Annotated in this window: 1 protein-coding gene; it reads left to right on the top strand. The window is 74.1% G+C overall.

The annotated features are described in order from the left end of the window. Positions 1–2 precede the first annotated feature (2 nt). Complete coding sequence (locus ACZ7PG_RS48860; protein ID WP_470246487.1) at positions 3–14285, top strand: type I polyketide synthase; 14283 nt, start codon at positions 3–5, stop codon at positions 14283–14285. Positions 14286–14361: the final 76 nt, after the last annotated feature.

A 14361-nucleotide genomic window follows, 5' to 3' on the forward strand; every position in this document is an offset into this window, starting at 1 on the left:
AGATGCGCAACGAGGACAAGCTCCGTGACTACCTCAAGCGGGTCACGGCCGATCTGAAGCTGGCCAACCGCCGCCTGCACGACGTCACCGAGCGCCGCGCGGAACCGATCGCCGTGGTGTCGATGAGCTGCCGGTTCCCAGGCGGGGTGACCGACCCCGAGCAGCTCTGGGACCTGCTCGCCGAGGGCCGGGACGCCGTTTCGCCGTGGCCCGCCGACCGCGGCTGGGACCCGGAGCTCTACGACCCCGACCCCGAGCGGATCGGCCGCAGCTACGTGCGCGACGGCTGCTTCCTGACCGACGCCGCGCAGTTCGACCCGGCGTTCTTCGGCATCTCGCCGCGCGAAGCCGTGGCGATGGACCCGCAGCAGCGGCTCCTGCTGGAGACCACCTGGGAGGCCTTCGAACGGGCGAAGCTCGACGCGGCGGCCCTGCGCGGCAGCTCGACCGGCGTGTTCGTCGGGGCCAGCAACCAGGGTTACGCCGGCGGCATGGTCACCGCACCCGAGGGCCTGGAAGGGCTGCTGCTCACCGGCGGTTCGGCCGCGGTGCTGTCCGGCCGGCTCGCCTACACCTTCGGGCTGGAGGGCCCGGCCGTCACCGTCGACACCATGTGCTCGTCGTCGCTGGTCGCGCTGCACCTGGCGGTTTCCGCGCTGCGCAACGACGAGTGCACGATGGCGCTGGCCTGCGGCGCGACCGTGATGGCCAACCCCCGCAACTTCGTCGAGTTCAGCCGCCAGCGCGGCCTCTCCGCCGACGGCCGCTGCCGCGCCTTCTCCGCCGACGCCGACGGCACCGGCTGGGGCGAGGGCGTCGGCGTCGTGCTGCTGGAGCGGCTGTCCGACGCGCGCCGCAACGGCCACCCCGTGCTCGCGGTCATCCGCGGCACCGCGATCAACCAGGACGGCGCGTCCAACGGCCTGACCGCCCCCAACGGGCTTTCCCAGCAGCGCGTGATCGAGGCGGCGCTGGCCAACGCGCGGCTCGCGCCGGAGCAGGTCGACGTCGTCGAGGCGCACGGCACCGGCACCAAGCTGGGCGACCCGATCGAGGCCCAGGCCTTGCAGGCGACCTACGGCCGCGACCGCGAGCGCCCGCTGCTGCTGGGCACGGTCAAGTCGAACATCGGCCACACCCAGGCGGCCTCCGGGGTCGCCGGCGTGATCAAGATGGTCCTGGCGCTGCGCGCGGGCGTCCTGCCGAAGACGCTGTTCGTCGGCGAGCCGACCCCGCACGTGGACTGGTCCGACGGCGCGGTTTCGCTGCTGACCGAGCAGCAGGAGTGGCCGGAGACGGGTGCGCCGCGCCGGGCCGGGGTGTCGTCGTTCGGCGGCAGCGGCACCAACGCCCACGTCGTGCTGGAAGGCGTCACCGAGGAACCCGCCGACTTCGAAGAATCCACTGTGGACACCGCGGTGTGGTTGCTGTCGGGGCGGTCCGACGCCGCGCTGAAGGCTCGCGCGGCGGAGCTGGCCGAGCTGACGGACGCCAACATCGCCGACATCGGCTGGTCCCTGGCCGCCACGCGCTCGGCGTTCGAGCACCGCGCCGCCGTGGTCGGCCGGGACCTGCCCACACTGCTCGCGGGCGTCCGCGAGATCGCCGAATCCGGCACGGCCGCGGGCGTCGGCGGCGAGGCTCAGGCCGTGGGCGGCACGGTCCTGGTCTTCCCCGGCCAGGGTGCGCAGTGGGCCGGGATGGCCGTCGAGCTCCTCGGTGAATCGCCGGTGTTCGCGGCCCGGATGACCGAGTGCGAGTCGGCTCTGGAAGCTTTTGTCGACTGGAAGCTGACCGACGTCCTCGGCGACGCGGCGGCCCTGGAACGCGTCGACGTCGTGCAGCCGGTTTCGTGGGCGGTCATGGTGTCGCTCGCCGCGCTGTGGGCGGCCCACGGCGTCACGCCGGACGCTGTCGTCGGGCACTCGCAGGGCGAGATCGCGGCCGCCGTCGTCGCCGACGCGCTGTCGCTGTCCGACGGCGCGAAGGTCGTCGCGCTGCGCAGCAAGCTGATCGCGGGACGGCTTGCCGGGCTCGGTGCGATGGCGTCGGTCGCGGCGCCCGAAACGCAGGTTGAAGCGCTGCTCGCGGACGGTGTCTCCATCGCGGCCGTCAACGGACCCGCGTCGGTGGTGATCTCCGGCGAGATCGCCGCGGTCGAGGACGTCCTGGCGCGCGCCGAAGCCGACGGGCTGCGCGTGCGTCGCATCCCGGTGGACTACGCCTCGCACTCCGCCGTCGTCGAAGTCCTCGAAGCCGAACTGCTCGAAGCCCTGGCGGACCTCGAACCCCGCGCCCCGCGGGTCACGTTCGTCTCCAGCGTCACCGGCGCGGCCGCTGAGACGCTCGATGCCGCCTACTGGTACCGCAACCTGCGGCAGCGCGTGCGCTTCCAGGACGCCACCCGGACCCTCATCGCCGACGGGCACCGGTTCTTCGTCGAGTCGAGCCCGCACCCCGTCCTCGGCGGCGGCCTCCAGGAGACCCTCGACGACGTGCTCGACCCCGGTTCGGCGGCCGTCGTCGGCACTCTCCGGCGCGGCGAAGGCGGCCTGACCAGGTTCTTGACCTCGGTGGCGCACCTGTGGACGCAGGGGCGCGACGTCGACTGGGCGGCCGTCCACCCGGACGCGCGGCCGGTCGCTTTGCCGACATATCCCTTCCAGTGGCAGCGCTACTGGCTCGAGACCCCCGTCGAAGCCGCCGCCGAGTCGGACGGGGAGTTCTGGAACGCCGTCGAGGACGGCGCCCTCACCGACGAGCTGGGTGTCACCGCCGAAACGCCGTGGCAGGAGGTGCTGCCCGCGCTGGCGGACTGGCGCCACCGCCGCACCGAACTGTCCACAGTGGATCAGTGGCGCTACCGGATCACCTGGCACCCGGTCGCCGAGCCGGCACCCGCGCTGTCCGGCACCTGGCTGGTCGTGCACGCGCCCGACGTCTGCCTCGACGCCCTGGAGAAAGCCGGTGCGACGGTCCGCACCCTGCGCATCGACGAGACCGACGACCGCGTGTCGCTGGCCGAGCGGCTGCGCGGCGAGTCCGACGTCGCCGGGGTGCTTTCGCTGCTCGCGCTCGACGAGAGTGCGCACGCCGCGCACCCGGTGCTGCCGGCCGGTCTCGCGGCGAACCTCCTGCTCTCCCAGGCTCTCGGCGACGCCGGCGTCACCGCGCCGCTGTGGCTCGCGACCCAAGGCACCGCCGTCGTCGTGCCCGGTGACGAGCTGCCGCACCCGGGTCAGGCCACGACCTGGGGCCTCGGCCGTGTCCTCGCCCTCGAACACCCCGACCGCTGGGGTGGCCTGGTCGACCTGCCGGAGAACCTCGACGAGCAGGCCGCGACCCGGCTCTGCGCCGTCCTCGCCGGCATCGGCGACGAAGACCAGCTGGCCGTCCGCGAGTCCGGGCTGTACCAGCGCCGCCTGCGCCGCGCGCCGGTCGACGGCACCGCCCCCGAGTGGCGGACGAGCGGCACCGCGCTGATCACCGGCGGCACCGGCGGGCTCGGCGCGCACGTCGCCCGCTGGCTCGCCGGCCGCGGAGCCGAGCACCTCGTCCTCACCAGCCGCCGCGGTCCCGACGCCCCCGGCGCCGTCGAACTGCGCGAAGAACTGACGGCCCTCGGCGTCGAGGTGACCATCGCCGCCTGCGACGTCGCCGACCGCGAGGCGCTGTCGTCGCTGGTCAGCGGCCTGCCGGGCATCCGCACGGTCGTCCACACCGCCGGCGTCGGCCTCCTGGCCCCGCTGTCCGACACGACGTTGCCCGAGTTCGAAGAGGGCGCCCGCGCGAAGCTCGCCGGCGCCCGCCACCTGGACGCGTTGTTCGGCGAGGCCGACCTCGACGCGTTCGTGCTGTACTCCTCGGTCGCCGGCGTGTGGGGCAGTGGCGACCACGGCGCGTACGCCGCCGCCAACGCCTTCGTCGACGCGCTCGCCGAGAGCCGCCGCGCCCGCGGGCTGGCCGGCACCTCGGTCGCCTGGGGTATCTGGGCCGGCGACGGCATGGTCTCCGACGTCGTCGCCGACCAGCTCAAGTGGCGCGGGATCCCGTTCATGGCCCCGGCTCCGGCCCTGCTCGGGCTCGGCCAGGTGCTCGACCACGACGAGCCGTTCCTGGCCGTCGCCGACATCGACTGGGAGCGGTTCGTCCCGGTCTTCACCGCCGCGCGCCCGCGGCCGCTGCTGTCCGAGGTGCCCGAGGTCGCGGCCGTGCTGGCCGCCGAGTCGGAGGTCACCGAGGAGCAGACCGGGGCGGCGGGTGCCTTGCGCGCCAAGCTGTCCGCACTGTCCGAAGTGGAGCAGGACCGCGAGCTGCTCGGCCTGGTCCGCAAGCACGCGGCCACCGTGCTCGGTTACGCGGGGCCGGACGACGTCGACGCCTCGCGCGCGTTCCGCGAGCTGGGCTTCGACTCGCTGACCGCGATCGAGCTGCGCAACCGGCTCACCGCCGCCACCGGCCTCAAGCTGTCCGCCACCCTCGTGTTCGACTACCCGAACGCGACGACCCTCGCCCGGCACGTCCGCACCGAGGTGTTCGGCGATTCCGCTGCCACCACCATCGCCGCGCCGGTCACCGCGACCGACGAGCCCCTGGCCATCGTCGGCATGAGCTGCCGGTTCGCCGGCGGCATCGGCAGCCCGCGGCAGCTGTGGGACCTGATGATGGCCGAGGCCGACACCATCGGCGAGTTCCCCGGCGACCGCGGCTGGCACCCCGGCACGCTCTACGACGCCGACCCCGACAGCGTCGGGCACAGCTACACCCGCGCCGGCGGGTTCCTCTACGACGCGGCCGAGTTCGACCCGGGCTTCTTCGGCATCAGCCCGCGCGAGGCCCTCGCGATGGACCCGCAGCAGCGCGTCGTCATGGAAGCCTCGTGGGAGGCGTTCGAAGACGCCGGGCTCGACCAGGCCGCCGTCCGCGGCAGCCGCACCGGCGTGTTCGTCGGCGCCAGCGGCCACGACTACGGCCAGCGGCTGCGGGAAGTCCCCGAAGGCGTCGAAGGCCACCTCGTCACCGGCGGCACGGGCAGCGTCACGTCCGGGCGCGTCGCCTACACCTTCGGGCTCGAAGGCCCGGCGGTCACGATCGACACCGGCTGCTCGTCGTCGCTGGTCGCGCTGCACCTGGCCGGCCAGGCCCTGCGGTCGGGGGAGTGCGACCTCGCGCTCGCCGGCGGCGTCGCGGTGATGTCGACCCCGGCACCGTTCGTCGCGTTCAGCCGCCAGCGCGCGCTGGCCGCCGACGGCCGCAGCAAGCCGTTCTCCGCCGAGGCCGACGGCATGGGCCTGGCCGAGGGCGTCGGCATGCTGCTCGTCGAACGCCTTTCCGACGCGAAGCGCAAGGGGCACCGGGTGCTGGCCGTGGTCCGCGGCACCGCCACCAACCAGGACGGCGCGTCCAACGGGCTCACCGCTCCGAACGGCCCGTCGCAGCAGCGCGTGATCCTCTCCGCACTCGCCGCGGCCGGCCTCGAACCGTCCGAAGTGGACGCGGTCGAGGCACACGGCACGGGCACCACGCTGGGCGACCCGATCGAGGCCCAGGCCCTGATGGCCACCTACGGCCGTGACCGCGAAGCGCCGTTGTGGCTCGGCTCGGTCAAGTCGAACATCGGGCACAGCCAGGCCGCCGCGGGCGCCGCGGGCATCATCAAGATGGTGCTGGCCATGAGGCACGGCGTCCTGCCGCGCTCGCTGCACTCGGAACACCCGTCGCCGCACGTCGACTGGTCCGCCGGCTCGCTCGAACTGCTCACCGCGGCCACGCCGTGGCCGGACAAGCCGGGACCGCGCCGCGTCGGCGTGTCCTCGTTCGGCGTCGGCGGCACCAACGCCCACGTCGTGCTCGAACACGATCCCGCGCCCGAGCCGGAAATCGTGCGCGAGCCGGTGGCCGGGCCGGTGCCGTGGGTGCTTTCGGCCCGCTCGGCGGCCGGCGTCGCCGCGCAGGCGGAAAAGCTGGCGGCGTTCGGCCCCGCGGACATCGCCGACACCGGCTGGTCCCTGGCCTCGACGCGGACCGCGTTCGAGCACCGGGCCGTGGTGCTCGGCGACGACCGCGAAGAACTGCTGGCCGGCTTGCACGCTCTGTCGGCCGGGACGCCGAGTGCGTCCGTGGTGACCGGCGTGGCCTCCGCGGCGGGCCGGACGGTGTTCGTCTTCCCGGGCCAAGGCGCGCAGTGGGCCGGCATGGCCGTGGAGCTGCTGGATTCGTCGCCGGTGTTCGCCGGGCGGTTCGCGGAGTGCGCGGCGGCGCTGGAGTCCTTTGTCGACTGGTCGCCGTTCTCCGAACTGCGCGACGGGTCGCTGGACCGGGTCGATGTCGTGCAGCCCCTGTCGTGGGCGGTGATGGTCTCCCTCGCGGCGCTCTGGCGGTCGCACGGTGTCGAGCCGGACGCCGTCGTCGGGCACTCCCAGGGCGAGATCGCCGCCGCTGTGGTCGCAGGTGGACTGTCGCTGATGGACGGTGCCCGCGTGGTCGCGTTGCGCAGCAAGGCGATCGCCGCGGGACTCGCGGGCCGGGGCGGGATGGCGTCGATCGCGTTGGACGCGTCTCGCGTGGCCGCCCTGCTCGACGACCGGATTTCGATCGCGGCGTTCAACAGCCCGGCTTCGACGGTGGTCTGCGGTGACCCGGCGGCGTTGGAAGCCCTGGTCGCGCGCTGCGTGGCCGACGGCGTCCGCGCTCGCGTGATCCCGGTGGACTACGCGTCGCACTCCGTGCACGTGGAAGCGATCGAGCACGAACTGCGTGAAGTCCTGGCCCCGGTCGAGCCACGGACCGGCGATGTCCCGTTCTACTCGACAGTGACCGCCGAGCCGATCGACACGGCAGCCCTCGACGCCGGGTACTGGTACCGCAACCTGCGTCAGCCGGTCCTGTTCACCCAGACCATCGAGACGCTGGCGGCGCGCGAGCACACCGTCTTCGTCGAGGTCAGCCCGCACCCGGTCGTTACGTCGGCGATCGCCGAAGCCGTCCCGGACGCCATCGCCACCGGCACGCTCCGGCGTCACGAGGGCGGCCTGACGCGCTTCCGCACGTCGCTGGCCGAACTGCACGTCCGCGGCGTCGACGTCGACTGGGCGCCGGTCTTCCCGGGCGCCGCGACGATCCCGCTGCCCACCTACGCCTTCCAGCACCAGCGTTACTGGCTGGACGTCCCCGCCGCCACCGACCCGCTGGACGACGCGTTCTGGGCCGCCGTGGAGCAGTCCGACTTCGGGGCACTCGCCGCCTGGCGCGCGAAGCGGCACGCCGGGTCCACTGTGGACAGCTGGCGGTACCGGGTCGAGTGGACGCCGCTCACCGTCGCGACCGACACCACCGTGGCGGGCTGGCTCGTCGTCGGACCCGACCCGCACGGCCTCGCCGATGGCCTCGGTGCGCGGGCGCTCGAGCTGCCGTCCGAAGTGGACCGTGAGCGGTGGGCCGAGCTGCTTCGCGAGGCGGGACCGTTCCAGGGCGTGCTCTCCCTGCTCGACGGTCTCGTCCCGAACCTGACGCTGCTGCACGCCCTCGGCGACGCCGGCAGCGACGCGCCGCTCTGGTGGGCCACCAGCGGCGCGGTCAGCACCGGCGCCACCGACCCGATCCGCGCCACCGAACAGGCCCTGACCTGGGGCTTCGGCCGGATCGCGGCCATGGAGTACCCGCAGCGCTTCGGCGGCCTCGTCGACCTCCCGGCCGACCTCGACGCCCGCGTCGTCGCCCGGCTCGCCGCCGTACTCGGGTCGCCCGGCGAGGACCAGGTCGCCGTCCGCGCGTCCGGCGTCTTCGGCCGCCGGCTCGTCCGGGCGGAACCGGCCCGCGGCACGACGACGCCGTGGCAGCCGTCCGGCACCGTGCTGCTCACCGGCGGCACCGGCGGGATCGGCGCGCACCTCGCCCGCTGGCTCGCCGGCGCCGGAGCCGAACGGCTGGTCCTCACCAGCCGGCGCGGCCAGGACCTCCCCGAGCTGACCGCCGAACTGGCCGACCTCGGCACCGAGCTGACCGTCGCGACTTGCGATGTCGCCGACCGCGCCCAGCTGGCCGAGCTCCTCTCCGGCCTGCCGGACCTGACCGCGGTGGTGCACGCCGCCGCCGTCCTGGACGACGGCGTCCTCGACGGTCTCACTCCCGAGCGCATCGCGAACGTGCTGCGGCCCAAGGCCGATGCCGCCCGGCACCTGCACGAACTGACCGCGAACCGCGACCTTTCGGCGTTCGTCCTGTTCTCCTCGCTGGCCGGCACGCTCGGCGGACCGGGCCAGGCGAGCTACGCCGCGGCCAACACCTACCTCGACGCGCTCGCCCGCGAACGTCGCGCCGCGGGCCTGCCCGCGACGGCGGTGGCGTGGGGCGCGTGGAGCGGCGGCCGGGGTGAGGGCCTGGCCGCGCAAGGCCTGCCCGCGATGGCGCCCGAGCTGGCGATCCACGCGTTGCAGCAGGCCCTGGACTCCGGCGAGACCGTGCTCGCGGTCGCCGACATCCGCTGGGACCGCTACCGCAAGACCCTCGCCCAGGGCCGGCCGAGTGCCGCGCTGCTGGGCATCCCCGAAGCCACCGCGCGGGAAACCGAGGCCGTCGAAGCCGGCTGGGCCGAGAGCCTGACCGGGCTCGGCGAGGACGAGCAGCACCGGCTGGTCCTCGAGCTGATCCAGGCCCAGGCGGCGGTGGCGCTCGGCTACCCCGGACCCGAGTCGATCGAGCCGGACCGCGCCTTCCGCGACCTCGGCTTCGACTCGCTCACCGCCGTCGACCTGCGCAACCGGCTCGGCGAGGTCACCGGCCTGCGGCTACCGGTCACGCTGGTCTTCGACCACCCGACCGCCGTCGCGCTCGCCGCGCACGTCCGGCGCGAGCTGGTGGGTGACGTAGACGACACCGTGACCGAAACCGCCGCCCCGGTGACGGCGGTCGCCGACGAGCCGATCGCCATCGTCGCGATGTCGTGCCGCTACCCCGGTGGCGTCACCGATCCCGACGCGTTGTGGCGGCTCGTCGCCGGCGGCGTCGACGCGGTCGGGGAGTTCCCGGCCGACCGCGGCTGGGACGTCGAAGGGCTCTTCGACGCCGATCCGGACAAGCCCGGCACCTTCTACACGCGCGGCGGCGGCTTCCTGCACGACGCGGCGGAGTTCGACCCGGCTTTCTTCGGGATCGCGCCGCGCGAGGCACCCGCGATCGACCCGCAGCAGCGGCTGCTGCTGGAGACGTCGTGGGAGGCCGTCGAGCGCGCCGGCATCGACCCGGCTCGGCTGCGCGGCAGCCGGACCGGCGTGTTCGTCGGCTCCAACTACCACGACTACGGCGCCCGCGTGCGGCACGCGCCCGGCGAGTTCGAGGGGCACCTGGCGACCGGCAGCGCGGGCAGTGTCGCGTCCGGCCGGATCGCCTACACCTTCGGGTTCGAGGGCCCGGCGGTCACGGTCGACACGGCGTGCTCGTCGTCACTGGTGGCGCTGCACTGGGCGGTCAAGGCCCTGCGGTCGGGCGAGTGCGACCTCGCGCTGGCCGGCGGCGTCACGGTGATCTCGTCGGTCGACACGTTCGTCGAGTTCAGCCGGCAGCGCGCGCTGTCGCCGGACGGCCGGTGCCGCGCGTTCTCCGCGGACGCCGATGGCGCGGGCTGGGCCGAAGGCGTCGGCATGGTCATGGTCGAACGGCTTTCCGACGCCCGCCGCAACGGGCACCCGGTGCTCGCGGTCGTGCGGGGCAGCGCCGTCAACCAGGACGGCGCGTCCAACGGCATGACCGCGCCCAGTGGGCCCGCACAGCAGCGGGTCATCCGCGCGGCACTGGCCGACGCGGCCCTCACACCGTCTGATGTGGACGCCGTCGAGGCGCACGGGACGGGCACCACGCTGGGTGACCCGATCGAAGCGCAGGCGCTGATCGCCACCTACGGCCAGGACCGTGACCGTCCTTTGTGGCTGGGTTCGGTCAAGTCCAACATCGGGCACACCCAGGCCGCGTCCGGCATCGCGGGCGTGATCAAGATGGTGCAGGCGCTGCGCAACGGCGTCCTGCCACGGACGCTGCACGCCGAGACGCCGTCGCCGCACATCGACTGGTCCGCCGGGCAGGTGCGGCTGCTGTCCGAGCCGGTCGAATGGGCCGCGAACGGCCACCCGCGCCGCGCGGCGGTGTCCTCGTTCGGCGTCAGCGGCACCAACGTGCACACGATCATCGAGGAGGCTCCCGCTTCGGAAGAGCCGGCGGAAGCCGTTACAGCGCAACGGTTCAGCGTCTGGCCGGTGTCGGCGCGGTCCGAAGCCGCCCTGCGTGGCCAGGCCCAGCGCCTGCTGGCGGCGACCGAGTCCGAAGTGGACGCGGCCGACGTCGCCCGTTCCCTGGCCGCCCGCGCGAAGTTCGGGCACCGCGCGGTGGTCGTCGGCGAGAACCTCGGCGAACTGCGTGACGGACTGGCCGCGCTGGCGCATCGGCCCGGTGTGCACACCGCGCGCACCGGCCGGACGGCGTTCCTGTTCACCGGCCAGGGCGCGCAACGGCTCGGCATGGGCCGCGAGCTGTACGAGCGGTTCCCGGCTTTCGCCGACGCCTTCGACGCGGTGTGCGCGCACTTCGACCTGCCGCTGCTCGACGTCGTCTTCGGGGAGGAGGCCGCCCGGCTCGACCGCACCGGCTTCACCCAGCCCGCCTTGTTCGCCCTCGAAGTGGCGTTGTTCCGGCTCCTGGAAACCTGGGCAGTCCACGCGGACTTCCTCGCCGGGCACTCGATCGGTGAGCTGGCCGCCGCCCATGTCGCCGGGGTGCTGTCCCTGGCCGACGCGGCGAAGCTGGTCGCCGCCCGCGGCCGACTGATGGAAGCCCTGCCTTCGGACGGGGCCATGGTGGCGATCGCCGCGGCCGAGGACGAGGTTGTCCCGCTGCTCGACGAGCGGGTGTCCCTGGCCGCGGTGAACGGACCGGAGGCCGTGGTGGTCTCGGGCGAAACCGAGGCCGTGCTGGCGCTCAAGGAGCACTTCGCGGCGCTGGGCCGCAAGACCAAGCGCCTGGACGTCTCGCACGCGTTCCACTCACCGCTGATGGACCCGATGCTCGCCGAGTTCGCCGCGGTCGCGGAGGAACTGGCCTACCACCAGCCGCGGATCCCGGTCGTGGCGGCCGGGGACGTCGCGACGCCGGGGTACTGGGTGCGGCACGTGCGCGAGGCCGTCCGGTTCGCCGACGGCATCCGCGGGCTGGTCGCGGAGGGCGTCACCCGGTTCGTCGAGCTGGGCCCGGACGCGGTGCTCGCCGCGCTCGTCCCGGACTGCGCCGGTCCGGCCGAGCTGAGCGTGGGTGCCGTGCTGCGCAAGGGACACGACGAAGAACGGTCGCTGCTCACCGCGCTCGCCGGGCTGCACACCGCCGGCGCCGACGTCGACTGGGCCGCGGTGCTCGCCGGGGGCGGGCACGTCGAACTGCCGACGTACGCGTTCCAGCGGGAGCGGTACTGGCTCGACGTCCCGGCCGTGGCCGGCGACGTCACCGGCGCCGGGCTCAGCGAACCGGACCACCCGCTGCTGGGCGCGGCGGTGTCGCTGGCCGGTTCGGACGGCGCGCTGTTCACGAGCCTGCTGTCGGCGACCAGTCACCCGCTGCTGGCCCAGCACGTCGTGCTCGGCAGCGTGCTGCTGCCGGGGACGGCGTTCATGGAACTGGCCGTGCACGCGGCGGACAAGGTCGGCTGCGAACGCGTCGACGAGCTGACCCTCGCCGCCCCGCTGGTGCTGCCGGAGAGCGGCGGCGTCCGGCTGCAGGTCGCCGTCGGCGGGCCGGACCGGTTCGGCACCCGCTCGATCGACATCTACTCCCGTCCCGGCGAGGCCATGGAGGACGAGCCGTGGACCACGCACGCCAGCGGCACCCTCGCCGCGGCGGCGGCCCCCGCGGCCGGTGACCTGACCGGGACCTGGCCGCCGGCCGGCGCCGAGCCGATCGACCTCGACGGGCTCTACGACCGCATCGCGGCCAACGGGTTCGCCTACGGGCCCGCGTTCCAGGGCCTGCACCGCGCCTGGCGCGTCGGCGACGAGATCTTCGCCGAAGTCGACCTGCCGGCGGAGGAGCGGGCGGAGGCCGAACGCTTCGGCCTGCACCCGGCGCTGCTGGACGCGGCCCTGCACACCGTCGCCCTGCGCGACGAAAGCCGGGCGGTCCTGCCGTTCACCTGGTCCGGCGTGACCCTGCACGCCGGCGGCGCGTCGGCGTTGCGGGTGCGCGTCACCGGGCAGTGCGACGACACGGTGGCCTTGGCGGTCGCCGACCAGGACGGCCTGCCGGTGGCCACCATCGGCTCGCTGACGCTGCGGCCGGTCTCGGCCGAGCAGCTCGACGTCGCGCGGTCGGCGTACCACGAGTCGCTGTTCCGGGTGGGCTGGGTGATGGCCCCGATCACCCCGGTCAGCCACTCGGCGGCCGAACGCTGGGCGGTCGTCGGCCACGACGTCGGCGTCCGCGTCACCAAGGCCCTCGGCACCGCAGGTGTCCCGGTGGAGTCCTACCCGGACTTCGACGCGCTCGGCGCGGCCGTGGCGGCGGGTGCCCCGGTGCCCGAGGTGGTCGTGATGACCAGCGGCCCGCAGCACGACGAGGACGTCGCGCGCGCCGTCCGGACCGCCACCCACGGCGCACTGGAGCAGGTGCAGGAGTGGCTGGCGAGCGAGCGGTTCGCCGGTTCGCGGCTGGTGTTCGTCACCCGGGGCGCGATCGCGACGCGGGTCGGCGAAGGCATCACCGACCTCGCGACGGCGGCGGTCGTCGGCCTGGTCCGCTCGGCGCAGTCGGAGAACCCCGGCCGGTTCGTGCTGGTCGACCTCGACGACCGCGAAGTCTCCTACGCGGCGCTCCCGTCGGCGGTGGCGTGCGGCGAGCCGCACGTCGCGGTCCGGATCGGCGCGATCCAGGTACCCCGCCTCGCCCGGGTCCCGGCTACCGCCCCGGCCCCGGTCACCGAGTGGGACCCCGAGGGCACGGTGCTGATCACCGGCGCCACCGGGACGCTCGGCACGCTGGTCGCCCGGCACCTGGTGACCGCCAGGGGCGCGCGCAGGCTGGTGCTGACCAGCCGGCGCGGGCCGGCCGCGGAAGGCGCTCGTGAGCTGGTCGAAGAGCTGACGGCGTGGGGTGCGGACGTCACCATGGCCGCCTGCGACGTGGCCGACCGGGACTCGCTGGCCGCGCTGCTCGCGTCGGTGCCCGCGGAGCACCCGCTGACCGCGGTGGTGCACACGGCGGGCGTCCTCGACGACGGCGTCGTGTCGGCGCTGACGACCCGCCAGTTGGACACGGCACTGCGGCCCAAGGTCGACGCGGCCTGGCACCTGCACGAGCTGACGGCCGGGATGAACCTGGCCGGGTTCGTGGTGTTCTCGTCGCTCGCCGGTACATTCGGTGGCACGGGCCAGGCGAACTACGCGGCGGCCAACGCGTTCCTCGACGCGCTGGCGCACGTGCGCCGGGCGCAGGGGCTGCCGGGGCTGTCGCTGGCGTGGGGCCTCTGGGCCGAGCGCAGCGGCATGACGGGGAAGCTCGGCGAGGCGGACCTGTCGCGGCTGGCCCGCGGCGGCGTCGAGCCGATGCCGTCGGAGGAGGGGCTGGACCTGTTCGACGTGGCCTGCACCCTCGACGAGGCGGTCCTGCTGCCGGTCCGGCTGGTGGTGGAGGCGATGCGCGACCGCGTCGGCGAGGACGCGATCCCGGTGATCCTCCGCAGCCTGATCCGCACCCCGGTGAGGCGAGCGGTCCGCGCGACGACGGCCCCGGCCGACCCGGCGGACAGCCTGACCCACCGGCTGGCGGGAATGTCGGAGGCGGAACGCGACGGAGCGTTGCTGGACCTGGTCCGCACCCACGCGGCAACGGTCCTGGGCTACGCGGGCCCGGACGCGATCGAGCCGGACCGAGGGTTCTTGGAGCTGGGCTTCGACTCACTGAGCGCGGTCGAGCTGCGGAATCTGCTGGGCGCGGCAACGGGGTTGAGGCTGCCGGCGACGTTGCTGTTCGACTACCCGTCGACAACGGTCCTGGTGGAGTACTTGAGGTCCGAGCTGGTCCCGGACGTCCCGGCGGCGATCCTCCCCGCTTTGGCCGAGTTGGACCGGGTGGAGTTCGCGCTGCCGGAGCTGCTGGCGGATTCTTCGGCCCGGGCGACTCTCGGCACCCGCCTGCAGGAGCTGCTGGCGAGGGTGAACGGTGCTTCGACCACGGTCACGGCGGTGGAGGAGAAGCTGGAGTCGGCAACGGACGACGAGATGTTCGCCCTGATCGACGACCTCGACCTCGACTGAGCCGGTCTGCCGCGGCTGGTCGTGAGTGGGAAACAGTGTTCTCACCCTGTTTCCCACTCACGACCCCGCCGAGGGC

This window comes from Amycolatopsis sp. NPDC114504, assembly GCF_055633595.1.